The sequence below is a fragment of the Saprospira grandis str. Lewin genome (assembly GCF_000250635.1).
Lineage (GTDB): Bacteria > Bacteroidota > Bacteroidia > Chitinophagales > Saprospiraceae > Saprospira > Saprospira grandis.
In genome coordinates this window covers 4,026,268-4,044,386 of record NC_016940.1, presented here as the reverse complement: position 1 = coordinate 4,044,386, position 18,119 = coordinate 4,026,268, and the positions used below count along the sequence as shown (strand labels likewise).

Annotated in this window: 12 protein-coding genes; 1 reads left to right on the top strand and 11 read right to left on the bottom strand. The window is 44.4% G+C overall.

The features are described from left to right. Window position 1 precedes the first annotated feature (1 nt). The 11 genes from SGRA_RS17890 to SGRA_RS24195 form a co-directional block, all read right to left on the bottom strand. Complete coding sequence (locus tag SGRA_RS17890; protein ID WP_015694224.1) at window positions 2-646, bottom strand: hypothetical protein; 645 nt, start codon at window positions 644-646, stop codon at window positions 2-4. Window positions 647-760: 114 nt separating this feature from the next. After that, window positions 761-1,531 (bottom strand): IS3 family transposase, encoded by a 771-nt coding sequence (locus SGRA_RS17885; RefSeq protein WP_015694223.1) that lies wholly within the window; start codon window positions 1,529-1,531, stop codon window positions 761-763. Between the two features lie 36 nt (window positions 1,532-1,567). Next, window positions 1,568-1,867, bottom strand: a complete 300-nt coding sequence (tnpA, locus tag SGRA_RS17880; RefSeq protein WP_015691370.1) for an IS66 family insertion sequence element accessory protein TnpA — start codon at window positions 1,865-1,867, stop codon at window positions 1,568-1,570. Between the two features lie 64 nt (window positions 1,868-1,931). Beyond that, on the bottom strand, window positions 1,932-2,492 hold the full coding sequence (locus SGRA_RS22430; protein ID WP_015694222.1) for an RHS repeat domain-containing protein: 561 nt from the start codon (window positions 2,490-2,492) through the stop codon (window positions 1,932-1,934). Between the two features lie 3 nt (window positions 2,493-2,495). Then, window positions 2,496-3,314, bottom strand: coding sequence for a hypothetical protein (locus SGRA_RS17865; RefSeq protein WP_245538586.1), 819 nt, complete (start codon window positions 3,312-3,314; stop codon window positions 2,496-2,498). Window positions 3,315-3,335: 21 nt separating this feature from the next. Next, a complete protein-coding gene (locus tag SGRA_RS23580) occupies window positions 3,336-4,928 on the bottom strand; it encodes an RHS repeat domain-containing protein (RefSeq protein WP_148268394.1) in 1,593 nt (530 codons plus the stop codon). Between the two features lie 614 nt (window positions 4,929-5,542). Further along, window positions 5,543-6,211 (bottom strand): hypothetical protein, encoded by a 669-nt coding sequence (locus tag SGRA_RS17850; protein ID WP_148268393.1) that lies wholly within the window; start codon window positions 6,209-6,211, stop codon window positions 5,543-5,545. 62 nt (window positions 6,212-6,273) lie between these two features. Then, window positions 6,274-7,311 (bottom strand): RHS repeat-associated core domain-containing protein, encoded by a 1,038-nt coding sequence (locus SGRA_RS17845; protein WP_015694218.1) that lies wholly within the window; start codon window positions 7,309-7,311, stop codon window positions 6,274-6,276. 180 nt (window positions 7,312-7,491) lie between these two features. Further along, entirely contained in the window at window positions 7,492-8,022 is a 531-nt protein-coding gene (locus SGRA_RS24200; protein ID WP_015694217.1) for a hypothetical protein, read from the bottom strand. Window positions 8,023-8,286: 264 nt separating this feature from the next. Further along, window positions 8,287-8,883 (bottom strand): hypothetical protein, encoded by a 597-nt coding sequence (locus SGRA_RS17835; RefSeq protein ID WP_015694216.1) that lies wholly within the window; start codon window positions 8,881-8,883, stop codon window positions 8,287-8,289. Further along, on the bottom strand, window positions 8,884-10,164 hold the full coding sequence (locus SGRA_RS24195) for an RHS repeat domain-containing protein (protein WP_245538585.1): 1,281 nt from the start codon (window positions 10,162-10,164) through the stop codon (window positions 8,884-8,886). 450 nt (window positions 10,165-10,614) lie between these two features. On the opposite strand from SGRA_RS24195, the gene SGRA_RS23575 reads away from it, so the two are divergent. Continuing rightward, window positions 10,615-17,613 (top strand): reprolysin-like metallopeptidase, encoded by a 6,999-nt coding sequence (locus SGRA_RS23575; RefSeq protein ID WP_015694213.1) that lies wholly within the window; start codon window positions 10,615-10,617, stop codon window positions 17,611-17,613. The last annotated feature ends 506 nt before the right edge of the window (window positions 17,614-18,119 follow it).

Sequence of the window (18,119 nt, the reverse complement as noted above, 5' to 3'; positions counted from 1 at the left end):
ATTATTTTTTAGTTTTATTTCCTCTAGACTTGGCATCTTTCATGAGTTCATTCCATTTAGCTTTCATGTCTACCAACTTAACCTTATCTGATTCAGGAACAATTGAATTAAATTTCTCTACATTTTTTTTATATAATTTTGAGTAGTAATCAAAAGTTGATTTATATTCCATCAACGTTGACAGGTTTACACTACGCTTAAAAGCTTCAATGATTATAGATGTTGGTTGTTTTGTTACATACTTTCTTAAAAGAACCAAATTTGCTTTCTTAAACTTATCCGAGGTCTGAGAAAAATACTTATGTTCTCTAGCTTCCATTTCTATGTCAAAATGGGTATAATGATCACCTCCTCTTCCTTGATTATGTTGCTCTTCATGCCAAAGAGTTAAAATTAAATTATAAATATTATCAGAGTGCATCATTTCCCCTCCACTTTGAACTCCCATGTTTATGCTGAACACTCCCTTTTTGTTGTTGACACCAAAATCATGACTACCCTTAAAATAATAAACAGTTATAGACTTTAAAGGAATAGTAGATTCTATGTATTCTTTATATATAGTTGTTACTACACTTTCTTGTATAGATTTTGAGGCCTGATTTAAATGCAAACTGCTCGCAGAACCATTCCAATAAAAGTCCATTACATCTTGAAGATTTATATTATTTGGATTGCTTCGAGCCTTTTTAATATCCCTTTTAAATTTCTCTACCTCTCCTTCCTTTGTAGCCTACCCGTAAGGTGCAACCAAAAAATACTATACATCTAACATCGTCCTTTCAAAGTCATATGGGCTAATATTTCCCAGACTTTGGTGGGGACGATTAAAATTGTAGTGCTGAAACCAATTTTGAATTTCCTCATTTAGTTCTTCTAAAGAGTGGAACCAAGATAAGTTTAAACACTCTGTTCTCAAAGTTTTATTTAATCGCTCAATAAATGCATTTTGGGTAGGTTTTCCTGGCTGGATGAACTTTAATTCAATATCATGTTTTTGGGCCCAAGCAGCTAACTTTTTAGAGATGAATTCTGGCCCATTATCGCAACGAATATAGTCAGGTTTACCTCTGTAATCCAGTACTTTATCAAGTACATCAGTAAGCTTTTTTGCAGAGATACTTTGATGGGCTTCTGTCCACAAAGCTCGCCTTGAGGTCTCATCCATAATGTTGATAATTCGGACCGATTTCTTATCTGAGCTCATGACCCAATCGCTTAAAAAATCCATAGACCAACCCTTATTTACCTCCTTGGGCAAAGAGATAGGTTCAAATTTTCGGCGAATACGCTGACGCTTTGGGCGCTGTCTTAAGTTTAATTTTTCTCTCTTCCAGATTCTATACACCTTCTTATGATTGAAGATAACACCTTGATTTCTAATGTAATGAAAAACCTTCCAAAAGCCCCAAGCTAAATATTCTTTCGTGACTTCATGCAGTAATTTAGCGATTTGATCATCGACTACTTCTGGCCGATGACCTGACTTTCGTTTATTAGTATGTTTGACGACGAAACCCCAAAACGACACAGATTCGACGCACACTGTACTTCTTGGACAGCTCGTCTATGACTCTTTCTTGTCTTTTGGGGTTAAGTGCTTTTTTGCCATTACATAGCCCTCTTCTAAAATTTCATAATTCATGCTTAAGTCTGCATACATCTTTTTTAAACGAGTATTTTGGGCCTCTAATTCCTTGATTAAACGCTCTTTATCGTCAACTTCTTGCTCTTTGGATCTTTTCCATTTATAGAAAGTGGCTGGGCTTATTTGGTGCTTTCTACACAAATCTGCCACGCTAAGGCCGCTGTCGTGCTCAGCTAAAATTGATAACTTCTGCTTTTCCGTGAATTTACTTTTTCGCATCCTTTTAGTTTTTGTTCTTTAAGATAATTATTTTCTATAACTAATGGTTGCTTTTTTGGGCAGGCTACACCTTCACAACCCTTATTTCGGGATTAGTTCCCCATTTATCAATACGAGAACCATCTGCCGCAAAAAATATTTCAAGTCCATCTAAATCTATTGCTGATATCGGCATATTCCCTGCAAACTGATAGGGCGTATACCAAGGATAATCCGGACTCAACGGATCCACACTCAAAAACTTCCCTATACTCGGATTATACAACCTAAAGCCATAATCCTGAATGTTTTGCGTCCCCCAATCTCGGTCATCCTCCTTCCCATTAAACCCAAAACGATACCCCTCCCCACTCACAAACTTGCGCCCAGGCATTTCCCAACCAAATGGATAATACAAACTAGCCGAAGATACCTGCGCCAGATAATAATCTGCTTGTCCCGTTTGGCTGCTGTCTTGGCCCAAAGATTTATCGCTGACCGTAGCCAGTACGTTGCCTAAGTGGTTGGAAAGCTCATAGCGGCGGCGGCCTAGCTCTAGTTGCTGGTAGCTGCTTTGCGCTACTCCCATCAAAGTTCTAAAAGCTAAGGCCTCATCTCTGGCTGAATTAACTTTAGAGGAGTACAACCGTTATTTAAAGTCTAGTTGCAGGACAGAATCATAGGCCATCCCATTCGAACGAATTCCTTTTAAGGCCTCTCGCCTCTGCCAAGATGGCCCCAATATAAACTGTCCAATAACTTGCTGCTCTCCTTCTCGAAAAGAATAAAGATGAGCTGTGTCCGCTACTATTAAGTGCTCTTGAGCTAGCTGGTAAACATTCTCCCAAGCAATGTAATCCAATTGAGCATCCTCATCTATATCGCCAAAACAAGCACAAATATCTGGCATTGAACTTTCGAAAGTAAAGTAATTTTTTATTTCCTTGCCCTCAATAAACAGCAGCAATCCATAAGAAGTAGGAATGACTTGATAAGGAATTCTACGCCTTGCATTTAATAATAAATATCGTTTGTCCTTAAACCTATAAATCTCATCGGCAAAAAACAATACCTTTTGGTACCGACTAGAATTATTAGGAAAAAAAAGGCTATCAATTAAGAACTCCTTACCTAACACAGAAATATACTCACTCCCATAGGTATAGTTTTTTTCAATCAAAAACTTTACATCATACTCTTTATTAAGAAGTATCGTATCAATATCATAAACTGAAGTATCCGAGCTATGTATATATTTATTGTACTTAACTGTTATTTGATCTATTTCAAAAGTACTATCTATAAAGTGGTTCTTGATTAACTCATCACAAGAAAAATAAGTGACATCCTTAAATTCAAGCGCAGCCGACCAATTACCTTTCTTTTCTTCGTTTACATCTACTGAGGCTCTACATGATATCATCAACAAATAACAACTTATTATAAAATAACTCTTTATCAATTTCATCTTAAAAATATTTAATAAAAATTAATCTTCATCTTGAACAGATGGAGGACTCTTGTAATCAGGAATATCATCATCTGTCAAAGGTGTTGGGGAGTTCTTAACTTTACCTCCATTAGCCCATTTAGGAAATGATATATTGCCATATTTAACTTGCCCTATACTGGTAGCTTGATCCCATCCATTCGCCCCATTTGTAGGATCGTCTTTTGGGTGTAATATTGCATAAATCACAGATGATATTGCATTTCTATTTTCTGAAGTCATGGAACCTACATCACTCCTTTGCCCCCAAAAATGTCGTCCTTGGGTGCTAGTCTTAGGATAATTTCCTTGCAAATACAAATCTTTATTACCAGCTTTAGAAATATAATGTACCTTATTAGCTCCTATTGGAGTCATAGACATATGAGCATCCATCAATTCACGTTCGGTTCCATTAACATCTCGCTTATAATTTACCTGAGCGTATGCCATCAATAAAAATTCTGGAGACTCTGTTTCGTCAACTGTTCCTGTTCCTGCTTCTGCAACATAAAAATTAGCCCGATCTAATAGTTCGTCATTAGTTATATCTAACTCACTATAAGTAGCATTTCCTGAATTTTTTAATTCAATAAGAGACAATGAAGTTTCTCTACAATTTATAGGTCTACATGTTATTGGATCTAAATTTTTATCTCGCATCATCTCTACATCTACTGCAGAAACTCTGAAAATAACAACTTCATTATTTTCAATCTCTCCATCATGTCCTAAATATATATAACCTTCTCCTTTTAGAGGAGCGTAAAAATGTTCAAGCCCCTCCAAATCAATCCCATCAATCACCCGATTCTCCGCAAAAGCATAACAGCTATTCCAAGGGTAATCCGGCGCAAGTGGGTCCACAGACAAAAACCTACCAACCCTCACATCATGGACACGATACTTAAAGACCACTCCCATATCAGGATCCTCCTCTTGCCCATTAAACCCAAAACGATACCCCTCCCCACTCACAAACTTACGCCCAGGCATTTCCCAACCAAATGGATAATATAGGCTTGCCGAAGATACCTGCGCCAAATAATAATCTGCCTGTCCAGTTTGGCTGCTGTCTTGGCCCAAAGATTTATCACTGACCGTAGCCAGAACGTTGCCTAAGTGGTTGGACAGCTCGTAGCGGCGGCGGCCCAGCTCTAGTTGCTGGTAGCTGCTTTGCGCCAAAGCCGTTTTGAGCAGACTCCCAGCAGGTAAGCCAACGGCCCCCGACTCATCCCGATACCTTAAAGCTAAGGCTTTTTTCAAGATTCCCAAACGGGCAGAGCCATATAAATGCAGCTCCTCCAAATACAAACTATCTTTGTCATCGACCAGCGCAATATTTTCTTCATTGTACTGATAAACCGCCAGCACATTCCCCTGAGGGTCACGGACATAATACTGCCCCTCTGACCGAATATCTACAGGACCATCAACATACAATTTCTTTTTGGCCAAGCGGTTGCCCATGGGGTCGTACTCATATTGCAAGATCGAGGGGCCCGGCTTGCCCACCTCAAAATGAACCTCTTGCACCTTACCTTGTACGTTCCAGACAATCTCCTCAATCTGCTCCGAATAATCTCGAACCAAATTGCCGATTTCGTCATAAACATAGTTCTGTGAGGATGTTTTTGGGGCCTGCCGCCTGCGGCGGCCGGGCCCTTGCAGGGCTCGCAGGTCTGCTCGGCCCTGCGCCAGCAAGCTGGCTGGGTCTGCCGCTGTGCGGCACCCTTGCAGGCCCCTAGGCCAAGTCGCTTCGCTCCTTTGCGGCGGCTTCGCCGCCTGTAGGATGGATGTATATCCCAGTGGGTTGAAACCCACAGCAACCAAAGCGGCCATACTATGCACAATAAAATGAGCCGAAGGTGGAAACCATCGGCCCATAACTAGCAGAACTAATTTCCTGCGTCTAGAAGGAGCGAAGCGACTGTCCACAACAAGGCTGAAAGCCGCAGTTCGACGACCAAAGGGAGTAACCGATGTGCAGGGGTGGCCGAAGGCCAGACCCAGCGGGCGAAGCCCGCGCAGGGCCGAGCGAACAGCGAGCCCTGAAACGTAGCGCCGCAAGCGTAGCGAAGCGGAGGCCCCAAAAAACACAGCAATAAAAACATTAAATGTAAAAGCTAGAAAACAATCAGCGAGCTCTGTGTTTTTTGTCTCGCAAAACTAGCTGAGTATAGACGTGAACTAGTACGGATGAACGCCTATCTTTCTGTTAAATCTATGACATAAAAAGATGTAGATTGTAGCTTTTCTTTCATTAAAAAAACTTCTTTATCAAAAAAAAGTTCATTCTTATGTAGGACGAAGTAGTTAACCCTCATATTGCCCATGTAGTAACTATTCTGCCCAACGGACAATGTCGTGCTATACCCCCGTTTACTATAAACATATATCCCATCTGATAAAGTTATGGTTGACCTTTCTATATTAGTATCATTGGTACTAAATACCCCCAAGGATAACTCATCATCTAAATATTTATTGTTAGCAATATTTCTAAATATATTACTTACTTCAATAGGAAGTTCTTTAAAACTCATCTTTTGAGGAATCACTTTAGATAAATCAACTAAATTATCATTTGACACAGGTAAGGCAAATGTAAAGACCGAAAATAATGCCATTGGGATTCCCCCTACAATCCAGTTTAGTTTCTTTTTGAGAGAGTATCTAAAAACAAACAATAATGCTACAGCATATTGAAATAGTCCAATCCAATCTAAGTAAAAAACTATAAGCTTAGAAAAGATGTTTCCGCCCTCAACATAAACACTTAAAACAAGAAATGTCCAAATCAACAGTAGCAGTACCCAAGAAAAAACAAAACTAGATATAAGGACTTTTTGATTAACTATATTGATGATACCCATAGAGATTTTTTTTTTAATATCCACCAGTTGCTCCATTTCCTCCAAAATATTTTTCAGGTACTTTATTTAGGTTTAGGTGTTTTGACTTTATAATTCGTTCCATTCTGAGGAGTATAGCTACTGCTGCTGCTATTTGGATATAAGTCTCGTCTAGTTGCCTTGACATGTCTTTCAAGAGGTGCAAACCAAACTCCTACGTTTTTGTCCATTGTTCCCAAATGATTTGCCCATGATGCCCAACCATCACCATATTGAGGGTACTGATCTACATAATCTATTCTCAAATCGAAATAATGTTTTTGCCCCCAAAGTACACCCAGAACATACTCAGGACACATATCATCTTGAGTCCAACTAGCAGCTTCCCCCCAATACTTAACAACATCCCAATTTGCATCTATTTCGTATGTGTTAGCATCTAAAGGTGGTAGAAATGGGTACTCTATATAAGTATTATTTCCTAATTGATCTTGAATTTCATGATAAGGTCCTATAAAACCATAGTTTTTATCACGTACTCTATCAGGAGTATTTAAAAGAACTAAGTTAATATCTTTGGGGTTAATTTGATGTCGAGTAATTAATATGTGAGCTGTATATATTGCAACATTTCCACCATGACTATGTCCTGCAATAGTAATGGGTTCTGTCCCTGTTCTAGTTGAACTAATATATGAAGCTAAATTATCCGCTCCTTCCATTCTACTTGTCACACTATTTCCACCATCCCAAATATTAGTTGGTAAGCTTGTTGATATTGTTGTAGAGTTTCTGAATAAGTTCGGTATTTTACTCAATACAATATTAGCATTACTAGAATTATTCCACCATGAGGGATCTTGACCAGTTCCAAATACAAAGTACGCTTCTAGTCCATCCAAATCAATTGCAGCAATAGGAGTATTAGACGCAAATTGATAAGGAGTTAGTTCTGGATATTTAGGCGCCAACGGATCCACACTCAAAAACTTCCCTATACTCGGATTATACAACCTAAAGCCATAATCCTGAATGTTTTGCGTCCCCCAATCTCGGTCATCTTCCTTCCCATTAAACCCAAAACGATACTCCTCCCCACTCACAAACTTACGGCCAGGCATTTCCCAACCAAAGGGATTTTGAACTCATTTAAAAACAACTGTTCTTGGACTTGAAAGCTAATTTTGCGTCCTTCGTCGTTATTTTTCTCCACGATAGCGCTGCTATCCCGTCAAAAAATGCCTAGAAGGCCCACAAAATTATTACTCAAGCCCTTCAAGAACGTCGCTTTCAAATGAGTTCTACAAACTAGCCGAAGATACCTGCGCCAAATAATAATCTGCCTGTCCAGTTTGACTGCTGTCTTGACCCAAAGATTTATCACTGACCGTAGCCAGTACGTTGCCTAAGTGGTTGGAAAGCTCGTAGCGGCGGCGGCCCAGCTCTAGTTGCTGGTAGCTGCTTTGCGCCAAAGTGGTTTTGAGCAGGCTCCCAGCAGGCAAACCAACGGTCCCCGACTCATCCCGATACCTTAAAGCTAAGGCTTTTTTCAAGATTCCCAAACGGGCAGAGCCATATAAATGCAGCTCCTCCAAATACAGACTATCTCTATCCCCAACTACAGCTATATCCGCTTCATTGAATTGATAAACCGCCAGCACATTCCCCTGAGGGTCACGGACATAATACTGCCCTTCTGATCGGATATCCGCAGGACCATCAACATACAATTTCTTTTTGGCCAAGCGGTTGCCCATGGGGTCGTACTCATACTTCAAGGCATCAGGGCCCGGCTTGCCTGCCTCAAAATGCCAATAACCGCCTAGGGACAAGCCCCTAGGCTAGCTTTTTTAGACAGCCCTCTACGAGGGCCTTTGGATATAGCACTTCTCGGCAAAAGCAGATGAGCAAGGCCAGCTATATAAGCAGTTGAGGCCCTTTAGGGCTGACTCCATTAGGTTAGCCTAGGGGCTTGTCCCTAGGCGATGAACAGCAGGCGGCAAAGCCGCCATGGCCGAAGGCCAAACGGCCTAGCGATGTGCAGGGGTGGCCGAAGGCCAGACCAAGCAGAGTTATCCTTACTCCCAACAAAAAAACTAAGCATTTAAAAAATTTTCATCCCAAGTCTCTACAAAGCCTTTAAAGACAGATAGTCCGATATTACGTTTAGCAATCTTTGTAGCTGTAATTGACATTACCCAAATAGGACAAAAAACCACATTATGTCTTTTGGACTCTAAATCAATTATGGGATAACCATATTTATAAGCCTCTTCATCTTCATAAATACTCCATTGCTTATTAAACTTCCTAATCATAATTTCTCCCCAATAAATTCCAATATCATAAGCTATGGAATAAGTGGGGCTCAAGATCGTATACTTCTGCGGCTCAAATGAACCTCGATAATAAACTGGAAGCTCTTCTTTCAGCTTTAAATTTTCTTCTTCAGTTGTCTCCCGCTTCACTAAATGCTCCTTTAGAAAAGAAAAGCATTCATATAGGGATTCATAACTGTAATCCAGCTCTTTGCGTAATATTAGCCTACGCACTATCTCTAAGCGAGAAGGTAGCGCTTTGATAAACCATTTTTTATATGGCTCTTGATTTACGACTGCTACATCTTCACCTAAAAACTCCATCTTCCTCTCTTCTAAAGCAGGTATTCTCGGATAAGCTATTATTTTATTCATCTATTTTTCTTTTGGTAAAGATATTTTTATATCTGAAATCTCTGTTTTTATGTCTATTCCTTGGTTTTGAGCTTTCTTAACCGCATCTAAAAATTTAGGACTCGCCCCCACTTTACCAGTAACAGGACTCCTAAAAAAGGTCCATACAGATTCTTCTATATCACCTTCTTTCAATAACTCAATATCCTTATCTAACTGTGCTAAAGCTCGTTTTTCTGCTGATGAACCAGGACTAAGATAGCCAACTTTGGCTTCTCTTGCAACCTTTGTTTTTGGATTATAGCTATCTATTATTCGCCCTCCTTTTTTCGTATCAAACTTTTTGGCTTTCCCACCAGGGTATAAAGTATTAAGGGCTTTTTCTCCAGCCTCACCTAAATAATTTGAAGTTTTTGTTGCATTAGTTGTCTTTTTCACCTGTTTATTCCACCACCCTTTAGTGAACCCTTTTGAGAAGTCAGCATCCTTCATAAATTGGTTTCCAGCACGTCTACTTTCTACAAGGTCATCTCCATGTTTTCCTATATCAAGTATTTCATCTCCATATTTAGCTGCATCTAGTACTTCATCTCCGTACTTTGCAATATTATCCAAAGAAGAATAGCCCCCTCCAGGCAACACCAAACCACCTAGAGCTAATGTTGTTGTTGTAACTTTTTCGGCTGTTGATTTATTCGGATCTGTTACTGTTACTGCTACATCATACGCATCATACGCAGTTAAGCCTGCTTCTACAAGAAGCCAAATACCTCCAACTATCGCTGGTATAGGTATATTACCATCAGGATCAATGTGATAATTCGGATTATCATTGAAGACACTATATCTAGATACTCCAATTTGTTCGACAGGGTCTATTTGCCATCTGCGCCCAGTTCTAGTATTATACCCATAGTTCCCGAAAGACAAATAGTTTCCATCTCCTCCTACTTCATTATCCTCCTCTTGCCCATTAAACCCAAAACGATACTCCTCCCCACTCACAAACTTGCGCCCAGGCATTTCCCAACCGAAGGGATAATACAAACTAGCCGAGGATACCTGCGCCAAATAATAATCTGCCTGTCCAGTTTGGCTGCTGTCTTGGCCCAAGGATTTATCACTGACCGTAGCGAGTACGTTGCCTAGGTGGTTGGACAGCTCGTAGCGGCGGCGACCCAGCTCTAGTTGCTGGTAACTACTTTGCGCCAAAGCCGTTTTGAGCAGGCTCCCAGCAGGTAAGCCAACGGTGCCCGATTCATCCCGATACCTTAAAGCTAAGGCTTTTTTCAAGATTCCCAAACGGGCCGAGCCATATAAATGCAGCTCCTCCAAATACAAACTATCTTTGTCATCGACCAGCGCAATATTTTCTTCATTGTACTGATAAACCGATCATATACAAAATACCAATAACCGCCTAGGGACAAGCCCCTAGGCGATGAACAGCAGGCGGCCTAGCCGCCATGGCCGAAGGCCAAACGGCCCAGCGCTGCGGAGCGGGTGGCCGAAGGCCAGACCGAGCTTTTTGAGCAAAGCGAAAAAGCGAAGGGCCGAGCGAACAGCGAGCCCCGCAGCATAGCGGCGGCCGAACTAGGCGAAGCCTAGCCGGCCGCGGGCCCCAAATTCTCCCTATAGTTATTCTTTTAAAGATCAACACACAATAAAGGCAGGAAAGGCGTTCTAAAAAAAGAGAAGCTTTATATTAAGGACTTCTTAACTCATTTTTAAATCATTAAGCAGTAAACGCCTATGCAACTGACCTACCTCAGGTCCTTTCTACTGGCTTGGCTATTGCTCTTGGGCTCCCAATTGTGGGGGCAAACAGAGCTTTGGTCGCCAATAGTCGAGGACCAAATCCCCAAATCGGGTACTCGCTACATTTTTGCAGAGCAGTACCAAACGGTTCGATTGAACCTAGATGAAATTCGGACCATTTTAGATGTGGCCCCTATGGAGCGAACGCCCATTGCGGCAATGAGCCAGACCCTTTTGAGCCTGCCTATGCCCGATGGCAGCTATGAAGTTTTTGACATTGTAGAGTCGCCGATTATGGAGACCGAATTGGCAGAAAAGTTTCCGGAAATTCAGACCTATGCGGGGCGGAGCATCAATGACCCCTCCAAGTCGCTTCGTTTTGATTTGACCCCACAGGGCTTTCACGCCATCATTTTGACGGCGGGCAAGGGAACCATCTATATTGACCCCTATCAATTTGGCGGGGGCGATATTGAGCACTATATTGTTTATAACCGTCGGGACTTTCGGCCAGCTGCTCCCAAGCAATTTGTTTGTGGCTTGACGGGTAACAATATTCCCTTATCTAACTTTAAGGCTGCTGGGCAGAGCGCCGCTCGTTTTGGGAGCTGTGAATTGCGGACCTACCGCATGGCCGTTGCCGCCACAGGAGAATACACTCAATTTCATGGGGGGACGGTAGCTTTGGCCCTAGCGGCACAAACCACCACCATCAACCGAGTAAATAGTGTTTATGAGCGAGAGATGGCCATTCGGATGAACTTGGTGGCCAACAACAACCTCATTATTTATACTAATGCAACAACGGACCCTTATACTAATGGCGCGCCAGGCACAATGATTACTGAAAACCAGGCTAATATTGACAGCGAAATTGGATCGGCCAACTACGATATTGGTCATGTGTTTGGGACCAACAGTGGTGGATTGGCTGGTTTGGGCGTTGTTTGTAGCAATTCGGGCAAGGCCCGTGGAGTTACAGGTAGTGCTGCGCCCATTGGCGACCCTTTTGATATTGATTATGTGGCCCATGAAGTAGGCCATCAATTTGGATGTAACCACACCCAAAACAACAACTGTAACCGCAACAATGCCACCGCCATGGAGCCCGGTAGTGCCTCTACCATTATGGGATATGCTGGCATTTGTGCCCCCAATGTACAAAACCAGAGTGATGACTACTTTCACTCGATTTCATTGGAGGAAATGGGCGCCTTTATTACGGGAGCAGGCCACAACTGTCCGGCTACAACAGCCTTGGCCAATAATGCCCCTACCGTAAATGCCCCTGCGGCCAACATTAACATTCCAGCCAATACGCCTTTTTCATTGACCGCCTCGGCCACAGACCCCGATGGCAATACCCTGACTTATAGTTGGGAACAGATGGAAAATGCTACAGCGACCATGCCTCCTGTAGCTAGTTCTACGGCAGGACCAAACTTCCGTTCTTTTGAGCCAGTTACTGACCCCACTCGCTACTTCCCCAATTTAGTGGATTTGGCTGCGGGTGGACCTTTTACTTGGGAGGTACTTCCTTCTGTAAGTCGGGTCATGGACTTTAGAGTAACCGTACGTGATAATGCTGCTGGCGGAGGCTGTAGCGATCATGCAGATATGCAAGTGACCGTAGATGCCAACTCTGGGCCCTTTGTTGTTCTTTATCCCTCTGCTAGTGGAATTAGCTGGAATGGAGGCGGAACAGAAACCGTAACTTGGGATGTAGCTGGCACCGATGGTAGCCCAGTCAGCTGTGCCAATGTGGACATTCTACTTTCTACAGATGGTGGATTGACCTATCCAACCGTATTAGCTAGCAATGTTCCCAATGATGGAACTGAGCCCATTAGCGTTCCTAATGTAGGCACAACCACTGGCCGCATTATGGTGCGTTGCGCCAATGGCTACTTCTTTGACATTTCGGATAATGACTTTACGATTGTTTTGGCCACTAATGACTATACGCTAAGTACAACGAATAACAGTCAGTCCGTTTGTGCAGCAGCCACGCCCAGCTACAGCATAGATGTGGGCCAAATTGGCAGCTATAGCGACCCAGTTACGCTTAGCCTTAGTGGTTTGCCGACAGGAGTTGTGGGCAGCTTTAGTACCAACCCCGTTACGCCTGCAGCTAGCAGTACACTAACCCTCAATGTAGGCGGAGGAGTAACAGCGGGTAGTTATCCCTTTACCGTTAATGCGAGCAGTACCTCAGGGAACAAAAGTCTAGCATTAACCCTTGTTGTTAATGACCCCACACCTACAGCTGTTACACTCAACAGTCCAGCCAATGGCGCAACAGCCCTAGCCCTACCCGTCAATTTTGACTGGTCGACAGCAGCAGGAGCTAATAGCTATACCATTAGCATTGCTACAGATGCCGCATTTACAAATGTTGTCGACCAAGCTACAGGACTCAGCTCTCCCAACTACACTTCTAATGTATTGGGGACAGGCACACAGTACTTTTGGGAGGTCATTGCAATAAATAGTTGTGGAAGTTCGCCAGCAGCTGGTGCCAGTTTTAGTTCTGGCCTACAAGCTTGCGACACAATTTCAAATTATGATGTAGCTAATGACAACCCAGCCCTCTATAATGCAGGGGGACCAGGTGGATACCTTTCTGGTCACAATGGCTATGGAGACCTCGCCAAGGCGGACTACTTTAATTATGGTGGAGCCAATACGCATTTGACTGGAGCCTACTTTGGTTTTGGTCAGGCCGTAGCCGCCAATGCTAGCAATAGCTTTAATGTACAGGTTTGGGATGGTACAGGCGGAACGCCAGGAGCCATAATTGCCAGTATTCCTATCGCTTATCAGGATATTGTCACCTTGATTGCTGGCGGAAATAATGTGGCCTTTGTTCCCTTTGGAAACATCGCCTTACCCGCCTCCAATGAAGTCTTTGTCGGTATAGAATATACCTATGGCAACGATACCATTGCACTCATTACTAACACCGATGGAGAAACATCACCTGCTACCGCTTGGGAACAATGGGGTGACGGAACTTGGCACGCCTATGACGAAACCGGTAGCTGGGGAATTGATGTCGCTCATTATATTGTCCCCGTTTTAGGGACCTTGCCCTCGGCTAACTTTAGCCCCAATAACAGTACAATCTGTTTGGGCAATAGCATTACATTTAATAATAGCTCTACCGATGCGGATAGCTATGAGTGGTTCTTCCCTGGTGGAAGCCCCGCTAGCTCCACAGCAATGAACCCTAGCGTAAGCTATAACACTGCGGGCACTTATGATGTGGCCCTTGTTGCCACAAATGACTGTATTAGTGATACCCTTATTGTCCTTTCTGCTATTACCGTGAGTGAGGTAGTTACAGGAATTGGCAGCAGCGATGAGACTTGTGCTGGAAATGATGGTACAGCAACTGTTTCTGCCACTAGCGGAACAGCTCCTTATACCTTCCTTTGGTCCGATGGACAAACTACGGCTACCGCTTCAGGATTAAGCGCAGCTAACTATTTTGTTACGGTTACTGATGCCAATGGCTGTACTGCTGTAAGTAGCGTGGCCGTCACGCTAAACTGTAGCTGTACCCTAGCCGCGACCACTAGCGCCACGGATGCGAGCTGTAATGCTAGCAATGATGGTTCGGCCACGGCTATCGCTACCGCAGGAACCACGCCTTACAGCTTCCTTTGGTCGGATGGACAAACGACGGCTACAGCTACTAACCTAATCGCAGGTACTTATATCGTGACAGTTACCGATGCTGCGGGATGTACAACTACAGCTACTGCAGTAGTCAATGAACCTACTGCTTTGGTCGCTTCGGCTAGTAGTAGTGATGAAACTTGTGCCGGAAATGATGGTACAGCTACGGCTACAATTAGTGGCGGTACAGCTGGATATACTTTCCTTTGGTCCGATGGACAAACTACGGCTACCGCTACCAACCTAATCGCTGGTACTTATACCCTAACAATTACTGATGCGAACGGCTGCCAAACAACGGCCACGGCTGTAGTCAATAATAGCTGTACGCCTTGTACATTGGCTTCGACCACTAGCGCCACGGATGCTAGCTGTAATGCTAGCAATGATGGTTCGGCCACGGCTATCGCTACCGCAGGAACTACGCCTTATAGCTTCCTTTGGTCGGATGGTCAAACTATGGCTACCGCTACCAACCTAATCGCTGGTACTTATATCGTGACGGTTACCGATGCTGCGGGATGTACAACTACAGCTACAGCAGTGGTCAATGAACCTACTGCTTTGGTCGCTTCGGCCAGTAGTAGTGATGAGACTTGTGCCGGAAATGATGGTACAGCTACGGCTACAATTAGTGGCGGTACGGCTGGATACACCTTCCTTTGGTCCGATGGACAAACTACGGCAACCGCCAATAACCTAGTAGCGGGTACTTATACTGTAACAATTACTGATGCCAATGGCTGCCAAACAACAGCCACGGCTGTAGTCAACAACAGCTGTACGCCTTGTACCCTAGCCGCGACCACTAGCGCCACGGATGCGAGCTGTAATGCGAGCAATGATGGTTCGGCCACGGCTATCGCTACAGCAGGAACCACGCCTTACAGCTTCCTTTGGTCGGATGGTCAAACTACGGCTAGCGCAAGCAACCTAATCGCTGGTACTTATATCGTGACGGTTACCGATGCTGCAGGATGTACAACTACAGCTACTGCAGTGGTCAATGAACCTACTGCTTTGGTCGCTTCGGCTAGTAGTAGTGATGAGACTTGCGCCGGAAATGATGGTACAGCTACGGCTACGATTAGTGGCGGTACAGCTGGCTATACTTTCCTTTGGTCCGATGGGCAAACTACTGTTACCGCCAATAACCTAGTAGCGGGTACTTATACCGTAAGTATTACTGATGCCAATGGCTGCCAAACAACGGCCACGGCTGTAGTCAACAACAGCTGTACGCCTTGTACATTGGCCGCAAGCAGTAGCGCCACGGATGCCAGCTGTAATGCAAGCAATGATGGTTCGGCCACGGCTATCGCTACCGCAGGAACCACACCTTATAGCTTCCTTTGGTCTGATGGTCAAACTACGGCTACCGCAAGTAACCTAATCGCTGGTACTTATACCGTAACGGTTACTGATGCTGCGGGATGTACAACTACAGCTACTGCAGTAGTCAATGAACCTACTGCTTTGGTCGCTTCGGCAAGTAGTAGTGATGAAACTTGCGCCGGAAATGATGGTACAGCTACGGCTACAATTAGTGGCGGTACAGCTGGCTATACTTTCCTTTGGTCCGATGGACAAACTACGGCTACCGCTACCAACCTAATCGCTGGTACTTATACCCTAACAATTACTGATGCCAATGGCTGTACGACTGTGGCCACGGCTGTAGTCAACTACAACTGTCCTTGTAATGGCAGTCTACAGCTTACGCCTACAGATGTAAGTTGTGCAAGCAACTGCAATGGCAGCATTAGTCTACAAAGCAGTGGACTACAAGCTCCAATTAGTTATCGTTGGACAAATGGGGCCACAGTAGCCAACCCCATTAACCTTTGTGGAGGCAACTACAGTGTAACCGCCACCGATGCAAATGGCTGTGTTGCTATTGCCAGTACGACAGTAGCTCAACCTACCGCCATGACCCTAGCCACAGGAATCAACAATGAGAGCTGTGCGGGTAATGATGGAAACCTAACGGCCATTGTTAATGGTGGAACGACGCCTTACACTTTTGCTTGGTCTAATGGAGCAAACACAAGTAGCCTAACGGCTCTAGCGGCAGGAGTTTACCAACTCACTGTAACCGATGCTAATGCTTGTGATTTGACGGCGGCTTATACCGTGGCCCTAGACAATAGTTTAGCCAGCAATGCCGTAGCTAGCCAAAATGCAAGCTGTGCAGGCTATGCAGATGGAGAGGCTCAGGCTGTGGGAACAGGCACGGGTCTTCCCATGAATTACAGCTGGTCCAATGGGGCCAATACGCAAGTAGCCAGTGGTTTGGCTGCTGGTAATTATACCGTCACGATTAGTTCTGGAGTATGTAGTGCACAGCGTAGCGTTCAAGTTACAGAGCCTGCGGCCATGCAAATCCAACTCATGAGTACGGAGCAAAACTGTGTACCTGGCACGGGCGCCTTGGCGCTTAATGTCAGTGGCGGAGGCGGAGCGCCTTATAGCTATCTTTGGTCCAATGGAGCCACTACAGCTAATGTGAGCAACTTGGCCAATGGCAACTATAGCGTGACAATTACTTCTGCCAATGGTTGTGAGGAACAAAGAAGCGCTAGCTTTAATATTCCTCAAGGACCTGTATTGAGTAGTCTAAGCAGTAGCCCGAACTGCTCTAATACGGCAGATGGAAGCCTTGACCTCACGGTCAGTCCTGCAGGAAACTACCTCTATAGTTGGTCCAATGGCGCCAATACAGAGGACCTTCAGGGATTAGCCGGAGGTATTTACCAGGTTTCGGTAACCGATACCGCCCAAGGCTGTACGGTTGTCCTCAGCGATACGGTAAATGCCCCCGCTAGTTTGCAGCTCGCCTTTTCGGTCACTCAACCACATACACCAACAAGCAACAATGGCGCTTTGGCCGCTAGCGAAAATGGCGGAACCGCTCCCTTCAGTTATCTTTGGAGCACTGGAGATAGTGTGTCGCAATTGACCAATGTAGGCGTTGGTAGCTATAGCGTTACAGTAACGGATGCCAATGGCTGTACTGCAACAGATAGCATTTTTGTATCGGCGGTAACGGGCATCAACGTCCAATGGGCAGAGGCCTTTAGCCTCTATCCCAATCCGAGCAATGGCCAGATGCAGCTAGAGCTTGTTCTTCAGCAGTCTCAGCAACTGGAGTTGGCTATCTTTGATGTTTTGGGCCGCCAGCTATATCAGCAGCGCTTAAGTGGTCAGCAGTTTAGCTTGCCGCTCTCTTTTGATTGGCCTGCAGGTACTTACTTCTTGCGCCTCTCTAGTCCGGAGGGACAAATTAGCCAGAAGTTTGTCATTCGCCGTTAAGGCCTTTTTCTAACTGTTTTTATGCCCTCTCTTTCTGTATGAAGGAGGGGGCTTTTTTTGGGGGCCTGCCGCCTGCGGCGGCCGGGCTGTTTCGCAGCTCGCTGTTCGCTCGGCCCTGCGGCGCTTTCAGCGCCTTGGTCTGGCCTAACGGCCACTGCTGTCCATCCCTAGGCCTGCGGCCCTTCGGGCCTGTAGGATGGATATATAACCTGTAGGTTGAAACCTACAGCCATACAACAACCCCATTCTACATCTATAGTGCGGAGAGGATTAAAATCCTCTACCGCTTTGAACAAGGGTTATTTTTTTCTTCGGTAGTTTGATTTTGTTTTTTCTCCCCCATAAATTTCATAGGAACCCTAGGGCCAAGGCCCTAGGCTAACTAAAAAATCGTCATCCCCTCCTTCGAGGGGATTTTTCTTCGCCGTTGTGGTTGGACGGTTGTTGTTTTTGAGGAGCGAACCTTTTCCATTTTTATAGCAAACAAGGGCTTTAGCCCGCCCGTT

Bases quoted from the DNA above. Each gene is read 5' to 3' on its own strand.
- SGRA_RS17890 (WP_015694224.1), bottom strand. From the start codon at position 646: ATGGACTTTTATTGGAATGGTTCTGCGAGCAGTTTGCATTTAAATCAG.
- tnpA (WP_015691370.1), bottom strand. From the start codon at position 1,867: ATGCGAAAAAGTAAATTCACGGAAAAGCAGAAGTTATCAATTTTAGCT.
- SGRA_RS17865 (WP_245538586.1), bottom strand. From the start codon at position 3,314: ATGAAATTGATAAAGAGTTATTTTATAATAAGTTGTTATTTGTTGATG.
- SGRA_RS17850 (WP_148268393.1), bottom strand. From the start codon at position 6,211: ATGGGTATCATCAATATAGTTAATCAAAAAGTCCTTATATCTAGTTTT.
- SGRA_RS17845 (WP_015694218.1), bottom strand. From the start codon at position 7,311: ATGCCTGGCCGTAAGTTTGTGAGTGGGGAGGAGTATCGTTTTGGGTTT.
- SGRA_RS17835 (WP_015694216.1), bottom strand. From the start codon at position 8,883: ATGAATAAAATAATAGCTTATCCGAGAATACCTGCTTTAGAAGAGAGG.
- SGRA_RS23575 (WP_015694213.1), top strand. From the start codon at position 10,615: ATGCAACTGACCTACCTCAGGTCCTTTCTACTGGCTTGGCTATTGCTC.